The sequence below is a fragment of the Streptomyces sp. DS1-CR2 genome, assembly GCF_055760475.1.
Window position 1 is genome coordinate 8389462 of the sequence record NZ_CM147085.1, and the last position, 23404, is coordinate 8412865.

Annotated in this window: 19 protein-coding genes and 3 pseudogenes; 9 read left to right on the forward strand and 13 right to left on the reverse strand. The window is 70.8% G+C overall.

Annotation, left to right across the window (positions count from 1 at the left end; all coding sequences use genetic code 11):
* Window positions 1-27: 27 nt before the first annotated feature.
* From ACY0PA_RS39210 to ACY0PA_RS39230, 5 genes are read right to left on the reverse strand one after another with little or no spacing between them, the layout of a single operon-like run.
* Window positions 28-777 carry an ABC transporter ATP-binding protein gene (locus tag ACY0PA_RS39210; RefSeq protein ID WP_473082111.1) on the reverse strand — a complete coding sequence of 250 codons (750 nt, stop codon included), beginning with the start codon at window positions 775-777 and terminating at the stop codon, window positions 28-30.
* Window positions 774-1631 carry an ABC transporter permease gene (locus ACY0PA_RS39215; protein ID WP_473082112.1) on the reverse strand — a complete coding sequence of 286 codons (858 nt, stop codon included), beginning with the start codon at window positions 1629-1631 and terminating at the stop codon, window positions 774-776. Before ACY0PA_RS39215 ends, ACY0PA_RS39210 begins: the two co-directional genes overlap by 4 nt.
* Window positions 1628-2974 (reverse strand): ABC transporter substrate-binding protein, encoded by a 1347-nt coding sequence (locus ACY0PA_RS39220; protein WP_473082113.1) that lies wholly within the window; start codon window positions 2972-2974, stop codon window positions 1628-1630. Before ACY0PA_RS39220 ends, ACY0PA_RS39215 begins: the two co-directional genes overlap by 4 nt.
* A gap of 14 nt (window positions 2975-2988) precedes the next feature.
* The gene (locus ACY0PA_RS39225) at window positions 2989-3216 is read right to left on the reverse strand and encodes a 4Fe-4S dicluster domain-containing protein (protein ID WP_266555939.1); all 228 of its coding nucleotides are present in this window, start codon (window positions 3214-3216) and stop codon (window positions 2989-2991) included.
* Between the two features lie 41 nt (window positions 3217-3257).
* Window positions 3258-4028, reverse strand: a complete 771-nt coding sequence (locus ACY0PA_RS39230) for a GntR family transcriptional regulator (RefSeq protein WP_473082114.1) — start codon at window positions 4026-4028, stop codon at window positions 3258-3260.
* 345 nt (window positions 4029-4373) lie between these two features.
* Here ACY0PA_RS39230 and ACY0PA_RS39235 point away from each other — a divergent pair, with 345 nt between their 5' ends.
* Window positions 4374-5042: a DUF2238 domain-containing protein gene (locus tag ACY0PA_RS39235; RefSeq protein WP_473082115.1), complete on the forward strand. Its 669-nt coding sequence runs from the start codon at window positions 4374-4376 to the stop codon at window positions 5040-5042.
* A 95-nt stretch (window positions 5043-5137) separates the two neighbouring features.
* Here the strand turns inward: ACY0PA_RS39235 and ACY0PA_RS39240 are convergent.
* Both ACY0PA_RS39240 and ACY0PA_RS39245 read right to left on the reverse strand, forming a co-directional pair.
* Window positions 5138-5589 (reverse strand): annotated as a pseudogene (locus tag ACY0PA_RS39240) (carboxymuconolactone decarboxylase family protein).
* Window positions 5590-5701: 112 nt separating this feature from the next.
* Complete coding sequence (locus tag ACY0PA_RS39245; RefSeq protein ID WP_473082116.1) at window positions 5702-6424, reverse strand: ATP-binding cassette domain-containing protein; 723 nt, start codon at window positions 6422-6424, stop codon at window positions 5702-5704.
* 1008 nt (window positions 6425-7432) lie between these two features.
* Here ACY0PA_RS39245 and ACY0PA_RS39250 point away from each other — a divergent pair.
* From ACY0PA_RS39250 to ACY0PA_RS39265, 4 genes are all read left to right on the forward strand, one after another.
* Window positions 7433-8212, forward strand: a complete 780-nt coding sequence (locus ACY0PA_RS39250; protein WP_473082117.1) for an alpha/beta hydrolase — start codon at window positions 7433-7435, stop codon at window positions 8210-8212.
* Window positions 8202-8663: a hemerythrin domain-containing protein gene (locus tag ACY0PA_RS39255; RefSeq protein WP_382870784.1), complete on the forward strand. Its 462-nt coding sequence runs from the start codon at window positions 8202-8204 to the stop codon at window positions 8661-8663. Before ACY0PA_RS39250 ends, ACY0PA_RS39255 begins: the two co-directional genes overlap by 11 nt.
* Before the next feature lie 544 nt (window positions 8664-9207).
* Complete coding sequence (locus ACY0PA_RS39260) at window positions 9208-9447, forward strand: RBBP9/YdeN family alpha/beta hydrolase (RefSeq protein ID WP_473086573.1); 240 nt, start codon at window positions 9208-9210, stop codon at window positions 9445-9447.
* Window positions 9448-9481: 34 nt separating this feature from the next.
* Complete coding sequence (locus ACY0PA_RS39265) at window positions 9482-10729, forward strand: FAD-dependent oxidoreductase (RefSeq protein WP_473082118.1); 1248 nt, start codon at window positions 9482-9484, stop codon at window positions 10727-10729.
* 90 nt (window positions 10730-10819) lie between these two features.
* Here the strand turns inward: ACY0PA_RS39265 and ACY0PA_RS39270 are convergent, their stop codons facing one another.
* A complete protein-coding gene (locus tag ACY0PA_RS39270) occupies window positions 10820-12619 on the reverse strand; it encodes a protein kinase domain-containing protein (protein WP_473082119.1) in 1800 nt (599 codons plus the stop codon).
* Window positions 12620-12870: 251 nt separating this feature from the next.
* Here ACY0PA_RS39270 and ACY0PA_RS39275 point away from each other — a divergent pair, with 251 nt between their 5' ends.
* The gene (locus ACY0PA_RS39275) at window positions 12871-13239 is read left to right on the forward strand and encodes a hypothetical protein (protein ID WP_473082120.1); all 369 of its coding nucleotides are present in this window, start codon (window positions 12871-12873) and stop codon (window positions 13237-13239) included.
* 81 nt (window positions 13240-13320) lie between these two features.
* Here the strand turns inward: ACY0PA_RS39275 and ACY0PA_RS39280 are convergent, their stop codons facing one another.
* Window positions 13321-13926, reverse strand: a complete 606-nt coding sequence (locus tag ACY0PA_RS39280) for a GOLPH3/VPS74 family protein (RefSeq protein ID WP_473082121.1) — start codon at window positions 13924-13926, stop codon at window positions 13321-13323.
* 481 nt (window positions 13927-14407) lie between these two features.
* Here ACY0PA_RS39280 and ACY0PA_RS39285 point away from each other — a divergent pair.
* Window positions 14408-14785: pseudogene (locus tag ACY0PA_RS39285) on the forward strand (AAA family ATPase); the annotation flags it as partial.
* Window positions 14786-15139: 354 nt separating this feature from the next.
* On the opposite strand, the gene ACY0PA_RS39290 reads toward ACY0PA_RS39285, so the two are convergent.
* Window positions 15140-16777, reverse strand: a complete 1638-nt coding sequence (locus ACY0PA_RS39290) for a translation initiation factor 2 (RefSeq protein WP_473082122.1) — start codon at window positions 16775-16777, stop codon at window positions 15140-15142.
* A 290-nt stretch (window positions 16778-17067) separates the two neighbouring features.
* Between ACY0PA_RS39290 and ACY0PA_RS39295 the strand changes: the two genes are divergently transcribed.
* A complete protein-coding gene (locus ACY0PA_RS39295) occupies window positions 17068-17523 on the forward strand; it encodes a hypothetical protein (protein WP_473082123.1) in 456 nt (151 codons plus the stop codon).
* Window positions 17524-17650: 127 nt separating this feature from the next.
* On the opposite strand, the gene ACY0PA_RS39300 is transcribed toward ACY0PA_RS39295, so the two are convergent.
* The 3 genes and pseudogenes from ACY0PA_RS39300 to ACY0PA_RS39310 all read right to left on the reverse strand — a co-directional run.
* Complete coding sequence (locus ACY0PA_RS39300; protein ID WP_473086574.1) at window positions 17651-18997, reverse strand: type III PLP-dependent enzyme domain-containing protein; 1347 nt, start codon at window positions 18995-18997, stop codon at window positions 17651-17653.
* A 298-nt stretch (window positions 18998-19295) separates the two neighbouring features.
* A complete protein-coding gene (locus ACY0PA_RS39305) occupies window positions 19296-20942 on the reverse strand; it encodes a PucR family transcriptional regulator (protein ID WP_473082124.1) in 1647 nt (548 codons plus the stop codon).
* Between the two features lie 76 nt (window positions 20943-21018).
* Window positions 21019-21159, reverse strand: a pseudogene (locus ACY0PA_RS39310) (VOC family protein); the annotation flags it as partial.
* Window positions 21160-21887: 728 nt separating this feature from the next.
* Here ACY0PA_RS39310 and ACY0PA_RS39315 point away from each other — a divergent pair.
* Window positions 21888-23366, forward strand: a complete 1479-nt coding sequence (locus ACY0PA_RS39315) for a sugar transferase (RefSeq protein ID WP_473086575.1) — start codon at window positions 21888-21890, stop codon at window positions 23364-23366.
* Window positions 23367-23404: the final 38 nt, after the last annotated feature.

A 23404-nucleotide genomic window follows, 5' to 3' on the forward strand; every position in this document is an offset into this window, starting at 1 on the left:
GCGGGCCTTTCACAGGGGTGCGGGTGGTCAGAGGGACGTGAGGATGCGGCGGCGCAGGCCGGTGGTGGCCGGCGCGTTGCGTGCGTCGCGCTGCCGGGGGTGCGGGACGTCCAAGACCTCGCCGGAGGAGAGCAATGCGATCCGGTCGCCGAGGTATAGGGCCTCGTCCACGTCGTGGGTGACGAAGACGACGGTCGCGCCGGTGCCGTGCAGGATGTCCACGAGCAGGTCCTGCATACTGGCGCGGGTGTGCGGGTCGAGTGCGCCGAACGGCTCGTCCATGAGGACCGCGCGGGGCCGCCCGGCGAGCGCACGGGCCAGCTGGACGCGCTGCCGTTGCCCGCCGGAGAGCCGGCGCGGCAGCTTGCGGGCATGCCCGGCGAGGCCGACCCGCTCCAGCCACTGAGCGGCGATGCGTTGCCGCTCCTCGCGCCCCAACCCCCTTATCGCCAGGGGCAGTTCTACATTGGCGTGGACGCTCCGCCACGGCAGCAGGGCGTCCTCCTGGAAGACCAGCGCCCGGTCGGCCTCGGGCCCGCGGATCGGCGCCCCGTCCTGGGTGACCTGCCCCTCCAGCGGGGGCAGCAGCCCGGCGAGGGTGCGAAGGAGCGTGGACTTGCCGCAGCCGGACGGGCCGAGAACGGACACGAGTTCGCCCGGCGCGATCCGAAGGCGCACGGTGCCGGGCAGGGGCCGGCCCTCGCGATGGCCGAGTCGCACGTCATCCAGGGCGAGTTCGGCACCTTGGCGCACGGGAGCAGTGCTCGTGGGACTCATGAGACGGGCTCCTTCTCCAGGGCCGGAGCGGGGGACGGGACTGCCGGGGGAGCGGCGGCGCGGCGTACGGCACGCGACGGTGCCCGCTCCGGCGGCCGCGGCAGCCAGGCGGTGGCGCGGCGGCCGACGAACTCCACCGCCGTGGAGGTGAGCCAGCCGAGGGCGCCGATGGTGGCCATGCCGACGAAGACGCCGGGATAGTCGACGACGGTGTAGTCCTGCCAGGTGCGGTAGCCGACCCCGTACTCTCCGGAGATCATCTCCGCGGAGATCACACAGATCCACGCGACGCCGATGCCCACCGAGAGTCCGCCGAAGATGCCCGGCAGCGCGCCCGGCAGCACCACCGAGAACAGCACCCGCAGCCGGCCGCCGCCCATGGTGAGCACGGCCTCCTCCCACACCGGCGTCAGCGCGCGCACCGCGTGCCGCGTAGACACCAGCACCGGGAAGAAGGCCGCGGTGAAGGTGATAAACACGATGCCCTGCTCGTTGCTGGGCAGTAGCAGGATCGCGACCGGGACCAGGGCGATCGCCGGGACCGGCCGTGCCACTTCCACCAGCGGGCCGAGCAGATCTGCGGCCCACCGCGACCGCGCGATCGCCGTGCCCGCCGCCACCCCGAGCACCGCGGCGAGCAGGAAACCGATCACGATGCGGCGCAGGCTGTGGCCCAGGTCCTGCCAGTACGGGGCGGTGCCCAGCCGGTCGCCGAAGGCGGACGCCACCTCGCCGACCGTGGGGAACTGGCCGAACCGCAGCCACAGTTCGACGTCCAGAGAGGTCAGCAGCTGCCACAGCCCGAGGGCCACGGCAAGCGACGCGGCCCGGATCAGCCAGCGGCCCGCGCTCATGACGCGAGCCCCACGGCGTCCGCGTAGCTGACGACGCGGGCGCCGGCGTGCCGCTCCACGTACCTCCTCGCGTGGCTCGCGGTGACGAAGGCGCGCAGGTCGGAGCCGTCCGCGACCCACACCGCCTTGTCGGCGAACCAGGGGGTGCCGGTCAGCGCGTCCGGAACGAATGCGGCCCGCACCTCGGCGCCCTTCGCGGCCTTCAGGAGCTGCTTCGGACTGTCGAAGGTGCGCGTGGAGCCCTGTCCCTTCAGCCACAGCTCGGACTTGGCGCCGCCCGCCTTCGGATACGGGGGTGTGTGCCCGGCACGCTTCAGCGGCTCCGGGTCGACGAAGGAGTCCACGTCGACGTCGCCCACCAGCTTGGCCGCCTTCAGGATCGGTACGTCCTTCTTCAGCGCGGCGATCAGCTCCGGCCGCAGCGCCGGGTCGAACGTGGCGATGCCGTGGGCGCCGTTGTAGAGATAGACCGCCTCGGCCGGCAGCCCGGTCTCCTTGGCCACCGACTCGGCGGCGGCCACCGGCCGTTTGCGGAGATAGTCGGTGGCCCGCCGCTGAGCCTGGAGGAAGTCGTCGAGGACCCCGGCGCGCTCCTCGGCGAACTTCTCCCGGACGGTGACACCGTGGAACGTCGGCAGATTCAGGTCGGCCCCGTCGTACAGGGCCTGCGCCTTGCCCTCGTACGCCAACTGGCCGGGCCACGCGACGAATTGGGACAGCGCGTCAACGCTGCCCCCGGTCAGGGCGGACGCGCCCACGCTGGGCTGCTGGTTGAGCTTGCTGATGCCCTTCTCCGGGTCGATCCCGGCCTTCTGCAGGGCCCGTACCAGCGTGCCGTCGGCGGCCGATCCGACGCTGGTGGACACCTTCTTGCCGCGCAGGTCGCCCAGTGACCGTAGGGGTGAACCAGGCGCGGTGACAACAGTGTTGAGGCCGCCGCGCAGGTTGTATCCGGTGACCGAGACCAGTCGCGTCGGCTGGCCCAGCTGCTTGCCCCGGGCCGCGTTGATCAGGAGCGGAAAGTCACCCATCGACCCGATGTCGATCTTCCCGGCGGTCATCTGGGCGGTGATCGGGGCGCCGGTCGCGTAGTCCTGCCATTTCACTTTGTAGGTCTTGCCGTCTTTCCTCCCCCGGGCCGCGAGTTCCTCCTCGAAGTAGCCGAGCGAGCGCAGCAGCGTTCCGGCGGTGACGGTGTTGATGGTCTTCGACTGGTATCCGACGGTCACCGTGACGGTGGGGGAGTCCTCGGCCCCGGCCGCGCCACCGCACGCCGTGGCAAGGGGCAGCAGGAGGGCGAGCGGCAGCAGCCGGGCGAGTGGAGCAACGGACTGATGTGGCACGGGAGTTGGGCCTTTCACCGGAGCAGGTAGGGCATGTTGACGGTGACCGCGCCGGTGGGGCACCGGGCCGCGCACGGGCCGCAGTACCAGCACTCGTCGACGTGCATGTACGCCTTGCCGCTGTCCTCGTGGATCGCGAGCGAGTCGAGCGGACACATGTCTACGCAGAGCGTGCAGCCGTCGATACAGCGCGACTCGTCGATGGTCACGGGTACGTCGGCGCGCTGCGGGACAACGGGCATGACTGTCTCCAGGGAGGGCGGTAGCGGGAAGGTGGGGTGGGTCAGGCCGAGTGGCGGCGCAGGACGCCGCTCATGGTGATGCGGTCGCCGCGGAAGCGGATGAACTCCAGGTCCACGGGCCGCCCGTCGGGCAGATGAGTGAGCCGCTCCAGCATCAGAACGGCACTCCCGCGCGGTGCCTCGAGGACCGCGGCGGAGTGCGCGTCGGCGTTCACGGCTTCGAGAGTGATCTCGGCATGCCCCAGCGGGCCGCCGGTCAGCGTCTCCAGGAGCCGGAACACGTCGGTGTTCTCCAGATCGCAGCCGAGCAGCTCGCCGCCCACATCCATGGGCAGATACGACAGGTCCAGCGAGAGCGGCAGCCCGTTGAGGCGCCGCAACCGCTCGACACAGAGCACGTCGGTGTGGTCGGGCAGACCGAGCCGGTGCGCCACGGGGCCGGGAGCGCTGACCGGTCCGACGGTCCGGACCTCGTTGGTGACCCGGCCGTGCTCGTGCAGGGTCTCGGCCAGGCCTTGCAGCCGGTCGAGGCCGTGCGGGTACTTCTCGCAGACCACAACGGTGCCGACGCCGGCCTTCCGCTCGACGAGCTGCTCTCCGCGCAACAGGTCGAGGGCCTGCCGGACGGTGTTGCGGCTGGCCCGGTAGTCGGCGGCGATGACGTCCTCCAGAGGGAGGACGCCGCGCGGGAACCCGCCCGACAGGATCTGGTGGCGCAGCAGATCCGCGAGCTGCCGGGCCTGGTCCGCACGCAGCCGCCTACGGCGCGCGGCGGCGACCGGAAGCGAGGCGGGGATACGTTCGGCTGGCATGGCAGGGAACGTACCGGCGCCGCGGCTCCGATGGTGTTGCGGCAGCATTGCGCCACCTGACGGCTCCAGTCGCACCGCGCTGACCTGCTGAATCGCCGGTCGACGACCAAGATCTGCCACTTGACCGACCAACACGTGGACAGCGGTCCGTCGCGCAGGGCATGGACGGAGTGGGCGCCCGGCTCGCCCCCGGCGCGGCGGCGGCCCTGTCCGAGTACCTGGCGGAGCTGTCGCCACCGACGTGATCACCACCGTCACTCGACCGCTCCTGATTGAGTAGCCGTACTCAGGCCAGCGGGCTTCTGGGCCGCCACGATGAGGCGACCGAGAAGAAGGAGCGCCCCGATGTCGCTGATCGCAGCTGCCCGTCGCCGGGCGGCGAACACTCCGGCCCCCTCCCTGGCCCCGTCGCCGGTGCTGCCCCGTGTCTGCGTCGCCGTCGTGGTCGTGGGGCTCGCCGTCTCCGCCTGGGAACCGCACGACCGGACGACCTGGCTGCTGGAAGTGGTGTGGGTACTGATCGGACTGCCGCTGGTCGTCCTGACCTGGCGACGCTTCCCGCTGTCGAGGATGCTGTGCTGTCTCCTCGCGGCGCACGCGCTGGTGCTCGCGCTGGGCGGGCACTACACGTACGCCCAGGTGCCGTTGGGCGAATGGGTACAGGACGGACTGGGGCTGTCCCGGAATCCGTACGACCGGTTCGGGCACCTGATGCAGGGCTTCGTGCCGGCCATCCTGGTCAGGGAGTTGCTGGTCCGGACGTCTCCGCTGCGCGGCAGCCGATGGCTGGCTCCGCTGACGGTCTGCGCGTGCCTGGCGTTCAGCGCGGTCTTCGAGATGTTCGAGTGGGTGGCGGCGGTCATCGGCGGGCAGGCGGCGGACGCATTCCTGGCCACGCAGGGCGATGTGTGGGACACCCAATGGGACATGTTCTGCGCGCTGATCGGCGCCACGGTCTCGTTGCTGCTGCTCAGCAAGTGGCACGACCGGCAGCTGACCCGTCTGGCCGGCTGATGTCGGAGCGCCTCGTCAGCGTCGTCAAGCGCTTGAGAGACACCTGAGCCGGTCCGGATCGAAGGATCCGGGACCGGCTCGGACGCACCTGCTGATCAGTTCGCGATGGTGGCGAGGTTGCCGGGCTCGTAGGAGCCGCCCTGGTTGTTCCGGATCACGCCGAGCCGGTTGGTCGCGTTGATCATCGCGATCAGTGAGACCAGCGCGACGGCCTGGTCCTCGTCGTAGTGCTTGCGCACCTGGGCCCACGTCTCGTCGGACACACCACGGCCGGTTTCGGCGATGCGCGTGCCCTCCTCGGTGAGCGCCAGCGCGACCCGCTCGGCCTCGGTGAACACCGAGGAGTGGCGCCAGGCCGCGACCAGGTTCAGGCGGGCCGGGGTCTCGCCGCCGGCCGCGGCGTCCTTGCCGTGGATGTCGACGCAGAAACCGCAGCCGTTGATCTGGTGGCGCGCAGCTGCACCAGCTCCTGGGTGGTCTTCGGCAGCGGCGACTCCTGGATCACCTGGCTGACGGCGTAGATCCACTTGCCGATCCTGGTACCTATCTCGTTGCCGGGTGCGCAACCGCGAGAAGCTGTCGCGCGTCGACCGCGAAACCGCCGTGAGCCGCTGACCCCGTGGGCAAATTCCGGCCGCGTCGGACTGGTCGCCCGTAGGTCACGCGGGCTCGGACGCGGACTCGGACGCGGGCGGCCGGATGGTGCCGGGGAGCTGGGCGGGGCGTGCGTGTTCGTACTGGTCGGCTTGGAGGCGGTACATCTGGGCGTACCGGCTGGCGGGTTCGGCGGCGAACAGCTCGGCGTGACTGCCCTCCTCGATCAGCCGGCCCTCGTCCAGCACGAAGATGCGGTCGACGCGGCGCACCGCGGCCATGCGGTGGGTGACCAGGACGATGATGCGGTCCGGGCCCGCGAGGCCGAGGATCTGGTCGAAGGCGCGCCGCTCCGCGTCCGGGTCCAGGGCGGACGTCGGCTCGTCGACGATGACCATGCAGGCGTCGCGGAAGTGGGCGCGGGCCAGGCCGATCTTCTGCCACTGTCCGCCGCTCAGGTCACTGGCGCCGCGGAAGTTCTTGCCGAGCAAGGTGTTCATGCCGTGGGGGAGTCCGGCGATGTCGCGGTCCGCTCCGGCGTATGCGGCGGAGGTGCGCAGGTCTTCGTCGGTGACGTCGCGGTCCGGCTGGCCGATGCGGATGTTGGCCGCGGCGGTGAAGGGCCAGCGCTCGAAGGTCTGGGTGAGCAGGCTGACGTGGCCGAAGAGCTGCCGGCGGTCGGCTTCGGCGATGTCCAGGTCGTCCCAGTGGATCTGGCCCTCTCCGGGTATGTGCAGGCCGGACAGCAGGCGCACGAGGGTCGACTTGCCGGAGCCGTTGGGGCCCACGAGGGCGATGACGCTGCCGAGTTCGATGCTGAAGGAGACGCTGTCGACAGCCGGTTCGTCCCGGCCGGGGTAGCGGAAGGAGACGTTGTCGAGGCGGATGGACCGCGGGCGGGCAGGGCGAGGCCGCCCTCGGGGATCGCCAGGTCCTCGGCCTTCTTCAGGAAGTCGGTGAGGTCATGCACGTACAGGGACTGCTCGTGCAGCTGGCTCATGGTGTTCACAAGCGCACCGATGCTGGCGGAGCCCGCGTTGATGGCCATGATCGCCGTGCCGAGGACGGCGACGCTCATGCGGCCGGTCAGGCATCGCCCGATCATCACCGTGAAGGTGAGCGCGTATCCGAGCCCGGACAGTGCGGACGCGGCCAGTTCGGTACGGGCCTTGTCCTTGGCCAATCGCTCCTGTTCGCTCTCGGCCGTGTGCGCCATGATCCGGTAGTGGCGCAGCAGGAACGCACCCACGTGGTGCACTCGCACTTCCAGGGCCGCTGTCACCGAGGTGAGGAGATTGGACAGCACCCGGCTGGCCCGCAGGTGTTCGATCCAGGTCATCGTCGAGAAGTAGCGCTGCTGGGCCACGCGCATCACACTCCGCCGCGCGGCGCGACGATCAGGAACAGCATGGGCAGCAGGGCCGGATTAGTCGTTGCAGACACCGTGTCCCCCGCAGGTTGTGTCGCATTCCGGAGGGCCAGCGCCCCGGCCTGTGACGCGCTGCGGTGCATAGGTGTGTGCCTTTCGCGGTGTTACGAGTAACCAGCATCCCAGTCGGAGGGGCCGCCGCGCGGCTGCTTGAGAAGGCGGCATGCGCAAGGCGCGCTTGACGTTGCCGAGAACGCAGTGTGAGGCGATGACGCCGACTCGCGGTCCTCGGAGACTGCGTGCTCACCCTGACGCCATTGCGGCAACTCGACGCAACTGCCCTTCTGGCCTTGGCGGTTATAGTTTCAGGCAGCGTCGCGTGCCGGTGGCGGATGGATCGTCAGGCATGGAGGCGTCGTCTCGAAAGGTGGCTCCGGCCATTCCCACCCCAATTTCACAGAAGATCACGCTTTACCCCGCCGAGGACCGGTTCTTCGGCTCCCGACCCGCCGTCCTCGTCCTGCCCGGCGGCGGCTTCCGGGAACTTCCACCGCACGAGGGCGAAGGCTACGCGCGCTGGCTGTCCGGCCTCGGCTTCCACGCCTTCGTCCTGTCCTACCGGCTGCTGCCGGACCGGTTCCCGGCCCCGCTCGAAGACGCCCGGGCCGGGTTGGACCACATCCGCAACGGCGACCACGGCCTCGACGTCGGCCGGGTCGGCGTCATCGGATCAAGCGCGGGCGGCCAACTCGCCGGCCTGCTCATGACCGGCCGGGTCCTGTCCATCGAGGAGGGCGTCGCCGACCCGCCCCGACCGGACTTCGCGATCCTGGCCTATGCGCTGGCCGACCTCGACCTGCTGCCGCCGTCGGTGGTCGAGAACCTGCTCGGCGACCTGCTGCCCATCAAGGACGAGCTATCCCCGGCCAAGCATGTGGACGCGTCGGTGTGCCCGACCTTCGTATGGGCCACCGCTCAGGACCCGCCGGGCCTGCCCAACGCCCTGGAGTGGACCCGGGCACTGGCGGCGGCCGCGGTACCGGTGGAGTTGCACGTCTACCCCGGCGGCAGCCACGGTATCGGCCTGGCCGACGGCGTGGAATACGGCGGCGAGCCGCATAAGTTCATTGCGCGCGAGCCGCACACCGCGTCCTGGACGACCGCGTGTGTGGCCTGGCTGCGACGGGAGGGCGTTCTTGCCGACTGACCGCGTCACCGCCTGGGGCGGGGAGCTGCAGCGGGTGCACGGCAAGCTGCGCAATGCGTTGGCGCTGGCGCGGGCGGGACTGGACGGCGGCGATCCCGCCGACGCCGCCACCGACCTGCTGTTGTTCTGTCACGGGTTCTGCGCTGCCCTGTCCGGCCACCATCGCGCCGAGGACGGTTCGCTGTTCCCGGAACTTGTGCGGGCGCGACCCGACCTGGCGCCGGTGGTCGCGAAGCTGACTCAGGACCACAACATGATCGAGCACCTCATCGGTGGATTGCAGAAGGCGGTGGCCGACTCGACCGACCCGGAGGTGGCACACCGCCACCTGGACGGGATCGAGGCGGTCATGGAGACGCACTTCAAGTACGAGGAGAAGCAACTGGGAGCGGTGCTGGACGGCATGGATGCCGACTTCGACCGCACCGAGATCTTCGGCCCGATTAGCTGAGCCACGTCCCGGTCGCGCCGCCCGCCGACGGCGCGACCGGGAATCCACCTGAGCTCGAGCTGAACCGCCACCGCCTCGCCCGGGTCCTGTAACCGCGACCGCCGAGGTTTCGGTGAAGCGGTGAACCGGACTTATGTCACGAACCGCGACCGGCCCTAACTACACGAGCCGAAGGGCGCGATGTGGTTCGTGGCTTCTGGCAGCCGTCGTACGACGCCGTTGTTGGTGACTTGCCTGCGCAGACGCTCGATCTCGTCGTGCTGAGCGGCAAGGCGAGAGATCGCCAGATTTCTGAACTCGGTGAGCTGCGCGATCTGCTCGTCGCGGGTGACGATGCGCGATTTGAGCTCGGCATTTTGTGCCTTGAGTCGTTCAATCTACGCGATCCGGGGATCGACGATCTCTCCGGCGTCGCGGAGTTCGTTCAACCTACGTTCGAACTCCTTGGCGAGGTGCTGGTAGGCACCGGGCCGGGCCGCCCGACTTCGAAACCCCGCTGCCGGACAGCCATCCCGGACCGCAGGCCCTGCGTGACAACGGCTGGCTGCCGACGCCCAGCGCCACGCTGCCCTTCCCCAGCGTCGTGGCGGCGAGCACGAACGACCCCCTGGCCCGCTTCGACCGGGTCGCCGCACTGGTCGACGCATGGGGGAGCCGTCTGGTGGACCTCGGCCCGGTGGGACACCTCAACCCCGCCTCCGGGTACGGCGAGTGGCCCCGCGCCCTGGAATTCCTCCATGCCTTCGGCTTCCCTACGACGCCGGACCCGAAGGTGTCGGCATGATTGCGCGGCCGTCCTGGAGGGCCTGCTGCGCGTCATGCCTCAACTCCTCCCGCAGGAAGTCGTGGTGCTCGCCCGCAAGCTGGCGATCGTCATGACGAGCTGCGACGAGCGGCAGTTCGGGCAGTGGGAGCACCTGAACTGGCTGAAGTTCATCGAGGCGGCGGGCAAGTCCGACTTCTACCAGGTGATGTGGGGCGGCTCGGCGAAGGTGATCCGGGCGCTGCGCCCCGAGACGGCCAGCACGCGCACCTGCGGGCAGGGCATCAGCAAGATTCTCTACTCGATACTCGGCATGGGCCCCGACGGTCCTTTCGACCGGATCCTCGACGGCCCCACCAGCGAACGCTTCATCGGCCCATGGGTGCGACATCTGACCTCGCTCGGCGTCCGGTTCGTGACCGGACATCTCGTCGAGTCCCTCGAACTCGGCTCCGACGGGCGCATCACCGCCGCCCACGCCCGCACGGCGGCCGGGCCCGCGCGCATCGACGCCGACTGGTTCGTGGCGGCTCTCCCGGTCGACCGGGTACGGCAGTTGTGGTCCGAGGGCATCCGCTGTGCGGATCCGCGGCTCGCCGCGATGGACAAGCTGCGCACGGCCTGGTGCCAGGGCATCGTGTTCTGGCTCAAGGAGAGGTTCCGCGGGCCGCTCGCCCATCTCAGTCTCATGGACTCGCCGTGGGCGCTGTGCCCGGTGGCGCAGTCCCGGTTCTGGTCGGAGCCGTTCGCCGGTACCTGGGGCGACGGGGTGGCCGCCGAGTCCCCCTCCGTCGTCATCTCCGACTGGGAGACACCGGGCCGGATCCACGGAAAGCCCGCGCGGCAGTGCACGCCGAAGGAGATCGCCGAGGAAGTCTGGGCGCAGATGAAGGCGGGCCTGGAGGACAACGGCGATGTCGTCCTGCCCGACGGGATCGTGCACTCCTGGTTCCTCGACCCGGCGGTCACCCGGGCCGCGGGCGGTGGGCTCACCAACGACGACGAGTACTTCCTCAACGACGTCTCGTCCTGGGAACTGCGCTCCGAGGCGGTCACCGCGATCCCGAACCTCTTCCTCGCGGGCGACCACGTCCGCGCCCACAGCAACACCGACTTCACGAGCATGGAGACCGCGAACGAGACGGGCCGGCGCGCCGCGAACGGCGTCCTCGCGGCCGCGGGAGCCGACGGCGCGGACGAGGTCCGCCTCTTCACCGGCGCCGAGCCGCCCGGCTTCGACGTACTCAAGACCGCCGACCGGACGCGCTACCGCCTCGGGCTGCCACACGTACTGGACTTCTGAGGGCCCGGGAATCCCCGCGAGTCAGCAGGGGCAGGCACTTCCGCCGGGTGGGCCGGGGGCCCCTCGAATACTCCGCAGGAAACGAACGACCTAGTAGGGCACCGTGGTGCACCAGGTCTCCGCCCAGGCAGAGGCTCCGTACTTGTTGGCCGCGCGTACCGAAAGGCAGATCTCGTCACCGGAGTACGGCCCAGTGACCGTGTAGCTGGTGTTGCCGGTCGCATGGATGGTGTCGACGTTCTTCTCGGTGTACTGGCTGCCCTTGTTCGTGTAGTGGATGTCGTAGCGGGTCGCTCGGGGGATCGCCGACCAGCTCACGAGGACCGGCATGGAGCATGCGCCGACGCAGGAATTCGTGTATTTGACGCTGTAGCTCTTCATAGCGGGCGGCGGGGAGCCGGTGGACGAGCCGCCGGCGCCGGACGAACCTCCGCCGTCCGAGCCCGACGAGCCGGACCCGCTACTACTGGTGGCGCCGTCGTTGGAGCCGCTGTCTGTGCCGGAGCCATTGGCGCCGCCGGTCGACGTCGAACTCCCGGCGCTCTCCTTGGGCTTCGCCCCGGCCTGCTCGCCTTTGTCGCCCTGCTGCTCCTCGCTGTTTCTCCCGTCTTTCCCGTCTCCTTTCTTGGAAGGTGAACTGCTCGCTTCGCTCGGCGTCCCGCTCCCGCCAGGAGTGACGCCGGCGCTGCTCTGGGGCGACCTGGCATGGGGTCCGTCCCCGCTGCCCCCGAACTGCTGGAGCAGGACAACGGTGCCGCCGCCGACGGTGATGACGGCGACGATGGGCAGGACCAGCAGCGTGCGGCGCCGACGGGCAGGCCGCCGTTCCCGCTTCGGCGTCGTGGCGTCACCCGCCGCGGGGACGGGTTCCGGCGGTTCGGGCTGCGGCCGCAGCCCGACGGTCGACCGGTCCGCGGGCTCCGCCCGACGCGGCGTCGCCTCGGCGTCGAGCAGCCGCGCGGACTGCTGCGCGAGGTGCGCGACGACGTCGGCTGGCAGCCGGGCGTCCTTGGCGGCGACCGACTCGACCCGTTCCGGATCCGCCAACAGCGTGTCCACGTCGGGCCGGCGCCCGACGTCTTTGGTCAGGCACCGCGAGATGAGCGCCCGCAGCGCGGGGTCGTCGACGCCGTCCAGGTCGGGCTCGTCCTGCACGATCTGGAACATGACCGCGTGCTGATTGCTGGCCTCGGACCCGAAGGGCAGCCGCCCTGTGGCCGCGTACGTGAGCACGCTCCCCAGGGTGAACACATCACTCTTCGGCCCGATGCTCTGTGCCCGGATCTGCTCCGGCGACATGAAGCCGGGCGAGCCCACGACCATCCCCGTACTGGTCAGCAGCGACTCCGCGGACGTCTCCAGAGCCCGCGCGATGCCGAAGTCGATGACCTTTGTCCCGTCCACGGTCAGCATCACGTTGGACGGCTTCAGATCGCGGTGCACGATCCCCGCGTCGTGGATGTCCTTGAGGGCGCGCAGCAGTCCGTCCGCGACGGCGCGCACGGACGCGGTGGGCAACGGCCCGTACCGGCGCACGACTTGTTCGAGCGAGAGCCCGGGAACATACCCGGTGGCGACCCACGGCGGATCGTCGTCGGGACCGGAGTCCAGGACGGGAGCGGTGTAGCGCTCCCCGACGCGCCGCGCCGCGTCGATCTCCCGCCGGAACCGTGCGCGAAACCGCTCGTCGGACACATGCTCTTCGTGCACCACTTTGACGGCGACGGTGCGCCCGCTCTCGGAACGGGCGAGGAAGACCCGCCCCATGCCACCCGCACCGAGCCGCCCGAGCAGGAGATACGGCCCGATACGCGCCGGATCGAAGGCCGCGAGGGGTTTGATACCCCCATCGACAGAGTCGTCCTGCCCGTCCTTGTCGGTGCTGCTCATGGCGATCCGGCTCCCCAGCTCTTCTGCCTGACAATGGGTGTAACTCAGGTGAGAATAAAGGTTGTTGATGCACCCGGTGCAGAGGAGGACGCGCCGGGCGACCGGGACGGTTCTGGTTCCACGAACGATGCGTGGCGGTGACACCCGAAAGGGTGGCGAATGCGGCATCACGAGTGTTGCGGTGCGCGGGAGCGGACACGGAGGCGAAAACGGTTCGACGGCTCTGCGCTGTCCTGACACGGTGGCGCACCATGACGAACTCCGAGCTTGTGACCGCCGCGGATGTGTGGCTCATGCAGAGTCTGGCGCGGCGTGTCACCGCCACCCGACCGGACCTGGTCAACGCCGACGCGTCGCTCGGCGAGCTGGCCTGGAACTGGGGCAAGGGGCACGCCGCCGACGGCGCGAGCCGGTCGCGCCGGCTGTGGTTCTCCGGAGGGGATCTGGTGGCGTGGAGCTGGGCTCAACTTCCGCACCGGGTGAGGCGGAGCGACGGCTCGGTGATGATCGCCTGCCTGGGCGCGCCGCGGCATCCCCAGGCGCGCGGGCTGTACTACGGCGTCGGGTTCCGGGAGTTGACACGGGACGCGCCGCTCATCAAGACCAGGACGGCAGCCTGAGTCGCCGGGAGCCGTGCCTCACCCTCGGCTCACCGTCGTGGGCACACTGACTCAGGCGATGGGTCGGGTCAGGGACCGTTCTCAGTAGCCGCGCCAGACGTTGTCGTACGCCGCGTCCTCGATCGCCCTGCGCTGTCGTACGGCCTGAAGCTCCTGGACGGCGTTCCCGACGGCGGCCAGTACCGCCGCGACCGCGTCCCCGGAGAGCTCGGGCGCGTCCTCGGCCGGCTCGTCCCGGATTCCGGCGGCGGCCGCCAGCGCGGCGAGCACGGGTTCACCCGACGTCAAGCGCTCCTCTGCCCGGTTCCGGTCCGCCGAGTCGACCGGCTCCGACCGCCCGGTCCGCAGTGGATTGCGCAGCCCCCGCGGCCGGGTCGTCAGCCCCTCCCGCTCCAGCTCGTCGGCGTACGCCGACGAGAGCCCGCGGCCCCGGCGCCACAGCCAGTCCTCGACCGACTCGTACGGCTCCTGTCGCGCGAGAGCCCCGGTGGCTTCGTCCAGCAGGCGGTCCCCTGTCGGTGCTTGAGCGCTGGGCAGGATGCGGTCGCCGTCCAAGACCAGGGCCTTGGCCTCGATGAGGTCGAACACCTCGGCCCCCGCGAGCGCCAGCGACAGCTCGCCCTGCTCGACGGGGTGGTCGGGTGTCACACCCAGGGCAACGATCGCGAGGTCACGTGCGGTGGTCATCAGCGGCTCCACATGAGTTGGCCGAGTGCGGGCGAGAGCGTCGGCGGCTCTCCGGTCGATTGTCGCCGCAGCTCGGGCAATGTGTGCGCTGTTACGACCATGTCGCGCGGGAATTCGACCCGCAGCATGGAGGGGGGCGGGCCAGAAGATCGTCATCTGCGCGGTCGAGAGCTCCGTATGGAGCAATCCCCGACGAGCTGCCTGGCCGCCGGTGCTCTCGTCGTCGTGCGCACCGAAGGGTTCGAAGCCGGCTTCGAACCCTGCGTCGCTCGGCCCTCGGGGCCCGCAGCAGCCCGTGCTGGTACGCACCGAATTGCCCGCGGTGAACGGACGGCCCGGTGTGGTGGGCACCCGTCAGGCCGGCCCCTGACCGACCAGTTCACCTGCATCCCGGACGGCGAGAGAGTCGTCCTGGAAGAGTGCGACTTCCGTGCATATCCTGAGCAGTTGGACCGGCACGAGAGGGGCTGAGAAGCAGCACATGAGGGTCGAACTTCCGCCGGAACCGGCGCACTTCGTCGACCGCGACGAGCAACGTGGGCGCGTACTGCAGGCGGTGGAGGAGTGGCGGGGGCGTTCCCGGCCCTTGGTCGTGACGCTGAGCGGGCCGGGAGGTGTGGGCAAGACGGAGCTGGCCCACCTGGTCGCACGGGTTCTGCGCGACCGTTTCCCGGATGGCGTCCTGTCGGTCGACCTCGACGACTTCCGGCTGAGCGGCATCGTGGACACCGGCGATGTACTGGCGCAGCTGCTTGAGTCCCTCGGCACGGATCCGACCCTCTTGGCGGCGCAGTTCAAGGCGCGGTGCAAGCAGTACTGGTCGAAGACCGCCGACGCGAGACTGATCCTGTTCGTCGACAACGCGCGGTACGCCTCGGAGATCGTCCCGCTGCTCCCGGCGTCGGGCGGCAGTCTCGTGATCGTCGCCAGTCACGGCCCGCTCCATGACCTGGAGGACGGTGCCGCAGTAGGTCTGCCGCTGCCGCCACTGGAGGAATGGGCTGCAACGGAGCTGCTGGGGCTCGTGGTTCAGGACCCCCGGCTTGCCGCCGACCCCGAGACCGTACGGACACTGGTGCGGTTGTGCGACGGGATGCCGGCTGCCCTGCACGTGGCCGGGCGGTGGGTGCGCAGGCATCGGCTGCGGCCGGGCTGGACGACGACGGTGCCTCTCCCTACGGATCTCGCCCGGAGTAGTAGCAGCAACCCGGCCCTAGACGGGCTCCGCGCCCTCGCCGTTCGTCGCCGGGCGCAGCAGGATGCCGAAGGTTCGCTCGCCGATCAAGCAGGTCAGGCGCGTCGGCACGGCCGGTTGTGTGCGACCGGCGAGGAGCCAGGCGTGGACGGCAGAGGCAAGCGTGGCCGGGTCGGCGCGGACGACCCGGCCGCCCTCGTTCCTCGGCTCGACCTGGACGGCGTATGCAGGGGCATGGCCGCGGAATCGGAACAGGCAGACCCCCGACGGCAGAATCGCGGCGGCCGAACGGCACCCGGGGTAGGCGGACAACGCCTGCCTGGCCCACGCGTCCGCCGTCCACGAGAGGTCCGCCCGGGTGGCCGGTGAAGGGTGCGCTCGGCGGTACAACAGGCCTGCGGAGCTGGCGAGGTGATCGCCCGAGGTGTTCTGTTCCACGGCCAGATGGTGACCGGGCCGGCCGATGCCTGCGGGGCGCCGTGCGATGCGGATGCCGTCCGTGGTGACCTCGGCGTCCACGTCGAACGCCGTGGGTGTGCGTCCGGCGGGACGGGGAGGGGGCAGGAGCCGAGGCGGACTGGCCACGGCTGGGGGAGTGAGGCCGAGCAGGGCGTACAGCTCGGTCCGCAGCCTGCTCAGCGCGCGGCCTTGGTGGGCGAAGGCCGCCTGCGCGGCTTGACGCCCGACACCCGGCCGGTACGCGTTGAGTGCGTCCTCCACGGCTTCGACGGCTCCCAGCCGAGGGACTCGGCGCAGCAGCGAGTCCATCGGGCTGCCGGGGATCAGCTCGGAGCCGCCCTGGTAGGCGCTGATGACGGGCCGGTCCTCGGCGGCGCAGTAGTACAGAGCCGTCGATCCATGGTCGGTGATCAGCGCATCGGCCGCGATCAGAACGGAGGCCCACTCTTCGTGGGGGTATGCGAGCACCATGCCCGCATCAAGAGCTGGCGCGAGTCGCTCGGCCAGGTCGTAGCTGCCGAGAAGGCTTCGCTCATTGGGGTGCACCACCAGCGCCAACTGGTAGTCGTCCTGGGTGAGTTGAGCGGCGAGCCGGGCCGGCAGGTCGGGGGTCTGCCGCAGGAGCGACTCGGGTCCCCACGTGGAGGCGAGGACGAGAAGCCTGCGTGGGCCCGTGTGGAGTGCTGCCCGGTACTGCTCGCGCAGCGGGCGGGAGGCGAGGATGCGCTCCAGAGTGGGGTCGCCGATCACCTTGGCCTGCTGGGCGGCACGCTCGTCGGATGCGGCGAGCCGAGTCACTTGATCGGGATGAGCCACCGCGTGCAGCGCTATCGGCGCGTCACTGTCGTTGCGCCGGAGGAGGTTCGCGGCGTCGAGCCCGGTCGCCGAATCCGAACCCTCGCCAGGGATCCACTTGTTGTATCCGGCGCCGTGCGGCAACAGCACATGCCGCCCGCGCAGCAGATGAAGGTCGCCCTTGGGGCTGGCCGTGAGGACCAGATCGTACGAGCGTCGGCACGCCTCGCCCCACGGCACCGTCCGGCCGCCGACACTCTCGATGGCCGCGAGAACGTCGACACCGAATGCGGAACCCGGCACCAGTGTGAACAGGCGTGTGATCCGATCGTCGCCGGAGAGTGCGGGGAGTGCGTCGAGAAGGCGGTACAGGGCCACCGCTGAGCGAGCGGCAAGAAGCACCGTCGCCCGTCGCCCGTCGCCCGTCGCCCGTCGCCCGTCGCCCGTCGCCCGTCGCCCGTCGCCCGTCGCCCGTCGCCCGTCGCCCGTCGCCCGTCGCCCGCAATTCTCCGATTCTAGTGGAGAGCGGACGGCGGAAGTCGTTGTTTCCGCAGGTGGGGGCTGGTTCGTTGGCGTCCTCCGGCGACATGATGCGATCGTACCGTTCGTGGTGTCCGGGGCAGACGGTGACGTGGGACGCACCTGCGCCAGGAGCTGTACGCCGCGTAAGGGGCATGGGGGAGGATCTGAGCATGGGTGAGTGGGGCATTGCGTTGGTCGCCGCGGGGGCGGCGATCGCCGGCAGCATCGTCACGGGCTGGTACACCCGCAACGCGGGCATCCAACAGGCCGCTGCGGCACGCCACGCGGGTGATCGACAGGCGGACGCGCTGCTCGACTCGGTGCGGCTCACGCTGCGGGGCGAGGCCGATCAGCGTGGGTTCGCCCGTCGGCGCCAGGTCTACGCGGAGTTCCTCGGAGCCGCTGAGGCCCGGATCCTGACCGAACGGACCGGGCGCGGTCAGGCCGACGACGAGATCTTGCTGCAACGGGCCCTCGGCGGAGTCGTGTTGGAGGGTCCGGCAGAGGTGGCGGACGCCGCGACCGTCTTCGTGGACGGCCTGCGCCGGCACCTGGCGCCGGACGACCTCAATCGAGCGAAGCTGGCCTTTGTCGCCGAGGCCCGGCGGACCCTGAACTCCCCCTGACGGGCGGCGCGGCAGCCACGTGCGCAGGCTCGGGCGGCTCGCCCAGGCTCCCCGTCCCCCCGTACGGCGGGCCGACAGAGCCGAAAGACGGCGGCCCTGGGACAACTTTCCCAGGTGGGGAGGGGCTCTACGAGGAGGGCCGGTCGGTCAGCCCGAGAAGCGAGCCGGCCTGCGCCGCACCGGACTCCGCGACCACCTCGGCCACCGTCTGTGCGGGCCTGACCGGAGCGAACGTCACAACCCCCGCATCGGATACGGCATATCCGTACACGGCGGGACGCGGCAGGCTGTTGTAGTGGAAATGGGTTGAGAAGTAGTAGGCCCCGGTGTCGTACAGCGCGACCAGATCACCGGGCGCCAGCTCGGGCAGCTCCCGCTCCCGCGCGACCAGGTCCCCGGCGAAGCAGCACGGCCCGGCGACGTCCTGTACCAGCGGCTCGGTCGCCCTGGGCCGCCCGGCGGGGTCGTACGCGCCCACGCGCAGCGGCCACGACTCGGGCGCGAACACGGTGCGGGTGGCCACCTGCGCGCCGGCGTGTGTGACGGCGATCCGCCGGCCGCCGGAGGTCTTGGTGTACTCGACGTGCGCCACGATCAGCCCCTGCTTGGCCAGCAGCGAACGGCCGAACTCGGTGACGAGCGTGTAGCGCCCGTCGAACAGGCCGGGCACGGTCTCCCGCAGCAGCCGCGCGTACTGCGCGAACGTCGGGGTCACCTCGTCCGAGGCGAAGTTCACCGGCAGGCCGCCACCGATGTCGAGGGTGTCGATCTGCTGCCCGCCGACATGCGCGTTGATCTTCTCCGCCAGCTCGTACGCGGCCCGCACCCCTTCGGCCATCAGATCCAGGGCGACCCCCTGGGAGCCGGTGTGGGTGTGCAGCCGGGTCATCCACGGGCGCAGCCGGTAGGCGTCGAGCACCCACTGTTCCGCGCCCTCGTCGCGCAGCGCCACACCGAACTTGGACGTGGCCGTCGCCGTACTCATCGCCCTGATCGAACCGCTGCCGACCTGCGGGTTGACCCGTAGGCCCACGGGCGCACAGCCGGCCCCGAGATCGGCGACGACGGCGTCGACACGGTCCAGCTCCTGCGGGTTGTCGGCGTTGACCGCGATGCCGTGGGCGAGAGCGTCGCGCAGCTCGTCCATCGTCTTGGCCGGGGAGTCGAAGACGATCCGCTCGGCGGGGACGCCCGCGGCGCGGGCCAGTGCCAGCTCACCGGCGCTGGCCACCTCCGCGCCGATGCCCTCCTCGTTCAGCAGCGCGAGGACCGGCACCAGCGAGGCGGCCTTCACCGCGAACGTGTGCTGCACCGAGACCCCGTCGAAGGCGAAGGCCTCGCGCAGCTCGCGGGCGGCGCCACGGATCCCGTCCACATCGAGCAGGCCGAGAACCGGCGCCTGCGCGCCGACCAGGCCCTGCTCGGCGGCGGCGCGCACGGCCGCCTCCCTGCGGAGGGCGGAGTCCGGGGCCATGGTCATGAGGTTCCTGCCTTCTCGCTGCGCACTGCCGGCTACGTGCCCGGCGGATCGTTCGCCGGGCGGGCCGCCGACTGCGGCGGCCGCGGGCGTGTCCACGCCACCGGCTCGTCGCCCGTGCGCTCCGCCCCGGTTCACTGTGCAGCCCCGAGCCCCGCATTGTCTGCGTGCTCCGGCACGAAGTCCGGGCCGCTCCCGTCGTGGACGTGCACAAGCGTCGGGCCCCGCCCACGTCTCCATGGTGCGCCCGCACGATGCGGAGGGGGAGGTCGTGGTGTGCCCGCACCACACCCGTTCAGGGCAGCGGGATCAGCCCGGCCCGCCGCAGCCCCAGCTCCACCAGCAGCCGTACGTCGGGATCGGTGAGGTCGATGCCGCACAGCTCCCCGGCCCGGCGCAGCCGGTATCGCAGCGTATTGGTGTGGACCCCTACATAGCGGGCGGTGGCCGCCGCGTCGCCGAAGAACACCAGGTGCGCGGCGACGGTGCGCGGCAGGTCCGTTCCGTGCTGCTCGTCGTGCTCGAGCAGCGCCGCCACCGCGTCCGCGGCCGAAGGCACGTGCTCGGCGACCGCATCGGTCACCCGCAGCGCGTCCATGGCGAACCGGACATCCTCGGCGCAGGCCGTCTCGGGCCCGCCGCGCTCGCGCAGTACTCGCAACACCTCGGCGGCCCCAGCGCGCGAGGCGGCGGCGTCGCCGAGCCCCCCGACGGCGGGCCCTGTCGCGACCAGCGGCTGCGCCCCGGCGCCGCGCAGCACGCCGGCCAGGTCGCGGGCCAGCCGGTCCACGCCGTCCCCCGCCCCGGTACCGGCCACCAGGACGTCGAGCCGGTCGCCGTCGCGGTGCGCGAAGGCCGGGGTGTGATGCGCGGCGACGCGCAGGGAGGCCAGGTGGAAGGCCCGGTCCAGTACGTCCGGTGCGATCGGCACCGCGACGGCCGCCGTGAGTACGGTGCATGGCTGTCCGGCCTCGACCCCGAGTACGGCCGCCGCCGCGGACACGTCCGGCGGGCGCTCCTCGAACAGGGCCCGCACCGCGTACCGGCGACGGCTGGCGGCGGACCGGGACCGCAGCCGGTGGTGCAGCAGATGCGGTACGGCGATGGCGGCCGCCTGCCGCAGCGCTTCCCGGGCCCCGGGCGGCAGCGGTTCACCGTCGGCGGCCGCCCACAGCGAGCCGAGGATCTCGTCGCCGGCCCGCACGGCGATGGCAAGGCGTTCGGGAAACCGCGCGTCCGCGGGCCGGTGCACCACGTCGCCGCTCGACCACAGCGTGGTGAGGAACCCGCTCTCGGCGAGTTCGGTCACCCGCCAGCTCGGCACCCGGCGGCCCAGGATCGTCAGCCTGCGCAGCGGGTCGGCGGTGTCGGCGGTCGGCGAGTACGCCAGCACGTTCGACTCGGGGTCCTCGACGGTGATCGCGCCGCCCACCAGCGCGGCAAGCGCCAGGGCGAGCCCCGGCAGATCACCGAGCGCCACATCGGCCGACCCCTCGGCAGGCGCCGCCGTTCCGCTGCGGGCGATGGCCGCCCGCAGCAGCCCGATCAGCTCGCCCCACTCGATCCACGGGGCCCGGGAGAGCAGGGCGGTCGACACCTCGTCGGCCGCCTCGGCGAGCGACGGCGCGATGCCCTGAGCGCCACGTCGCAGCACCACGGCCGCCGCCCCGGCGCGGTCCGCCGCGCGCAGCACGCCCGCGGCGCCCGGCGCGGACGTGTCGACGCCGGGTGCGATGAGAATCCGCCCCCGTGCCTGCAGCGTCTCGCCCTCGTCGAACACCCCGGCCCCGCTCACCGGCACGTCCGTCCCGCACGGCGCCCGCAGCACCTCCACCACGTCGGGCCCGACCACACCGACGGCCTGCCCCAGCGTGGGCGCACCACCGCCGTGCGCGGCGGCGGCATCGGGCGAGGGGGGAGGGCCGGGCGGGGAAAGCTGCATGCCTCAAGTGTCACCGATGCCGGCCGACGGCCGCCCCCGGCCGCGCGTGCGTCAGCCGGACCAGGGTGTGCCCTGATCAGACGACCGGTTCGCCGATGCCCAGCAGGTTTCCCTTGCTGTCACGGAACCAGGCGGCGCGTTCTCCCCGTGCGCCCTTGCTCGGGTAGTTTCCGTCGATCTCGGCGATCCCGTCCTTCGTCCGCAACCCGGGCAGGTCGAACGGTAGTTGTGTCGTCCAGATCACCTATCAGGACGGAGGTGACGTAAGTGGGCAGGCCGTCGGTGCCTCGCTCGACGTCTTGTGAGGTCTGGCGGCTGAAGCCGAGGGATTCCCCGGGGATCACCGGGTACTCAGGCTGTGATGTGTCGACCTCGGGGTTGCCGGTGCCGGCAGCCGGAGAACTCCCGCCGTCGCAGGTCAGAGCCACGTCTTCGTCATCAAGGCACCGCGCATGGTCACCGGCCCGTGCACCCAGCTTCAAATCTTGAGCACAAATTCCACACATCCCTCTCTCCAGATGGGCACCGATGGTCTAGATTGACCGTGCTTCACATGGTGGGACACCAGGCGACAAATGATGATCTATAGGTCAGGTGTTACGGACGGCCAGCAGTTGCGTCTCCGGCGCCGGGCGTGGGGGTGATCAATTCTTGGCGCCTGCGAGGGGTTTTGGGTGGGGGAGCACCCGAGGTTTCGACGGGTTCGCACGCACAGCGAGGGCCTGGCAGGACACGCAACTCTGTGGCCACCAGGGTGGGTTGCTCAAGTGGCGCTGAAATAGCCGGGATGTCGTGCGCGGGAGGCGGGGGTCTCCCGGGGGAGGAACAGCGCGGTGCGGGGGGCGGGGGCCTCCCGAGGGGAAGGGTTGTGCGGGGCGGGGGCCTTCTGGGGGAGGGGCAGTGTTGGGCGACCATGTCGAACGACTGGGGACCGGGGTGGGTTCTGTGCGGCAGGGGGAATTAGCCGGCCCTTTACCGACGGCGCGCGAGCGTCTGACGAACGGGGCAATCAACCAGCTGACCAACGACTGGGAGCAGCGGTACCGCCGTACCGTGATCACCAGCGATACCGTGGCCACCGCCTTGGTGGTGGCGGCGATCGGCAACTTTTTCGGGGCCCGGGACGCGGCCAACTGGCACGAGAAGTGGGGAATTCTCGCATTCGGCACCGAGCTCCTGGTGCTGGGAGCGCTTGCGGTGAGCCGGTCGTGGGCTCCGGCCGTGCTCGGCCAGGGCGCCGAGGAATTCCGCCGGCTCGGACGCTCGCTGTTCATGGCGACCGTCGTGCTGGCGCTCGGCGGGATCGCCCTCACCTCGCGCAACATCAAGCTCTGGATCTTCGTCGCGATCCCCGCGATCGCGCTCGTCACCATGACGGAGCGGTATCTGCTCCGCCTCTCGCTGCACAGACAGCGCAAGGAAGGACGGAGCCTGAGACCGGTGCTTGCTGCCGGGAGCGTGGCCACCGTGCGCGACCTGATCGCCCGAACCCGCAAGTTACCGCACCTCGGCTGGCGGGTGGATGCGGTGTGCACGACGGACGGTCTCGGGCTCGACGGTGACCAACTGGACGGAGTGCCGGTCGTCGGCCGACTGTCGGACGTCGCGGGCCACGTACGCCGCGACGGCTACCGTGTCGTCGCGGTCACACCGGACCCGCACTGGTCACCGGACCGGCTGCAGCGGCTGGCCTGGAACCTCGAAGGCAGCGACGCCGAGATGGTCGTGGCCCCCGTGCTGATGGAGGTGGCAGGACCGCGGCTGCACGTCGACGCGGTGCTCGGGATCCCGCTGCTGCGGGTCAGCATGCCGACCTTCACCGGGGGCCGCCGGGCGGTCAAAGGGGTCGTCGACCGGATGGGCGCGGCGATCCTGCTGCTCCTGTTCGCGCCGCTGATGGTGCTCGTCGGGCTGCTCGTACTGGTGGACAGCCGGGGCGGGGCGGTCTATCGCCAGCGCAGAGTCGGCAAGGACGGCCGCGAGTTCACCATTTTCAAGTTCCGCACCATGGTCGCCGGGGCTGACGGGGCCCGGGCCGCGCTGGCCGACCGCAACGAGGGCGCAGGCCTGCTGTTCAAGCTTCGCCGGGATCCGCGGGTGACCCGGGTGGGAGCAGTGCTGCGCCGGTACTCGATCGACGAGCTCCCGCAGCTTTTCAACGTGCTCACCGGATCGATGTCGCTCGTCGGTCCGAGGCCTCCGCTGCCGGAGGAGTCCGCCGCGTACGGCCCGGACATCCGGCGGCGGCTGCTGGTCAAGCCCGGGCTCACCGGTCTGTGGCAGATCAGCGGACGCAGCGACCTGCCGTGGGAGGAGGCGGTCCGGCTCGACCTGCGGTACGTGGAGGACTGGTCGCTCGCCCTGGACGCAGTGATCTTGTGGAAGACGCTGCGTGCGGTGCTGCAGGGCCAGGGGGCTTACTGATGCGCGAGGGCCATCGTCCGGCCGGCGCGCGGACCGCA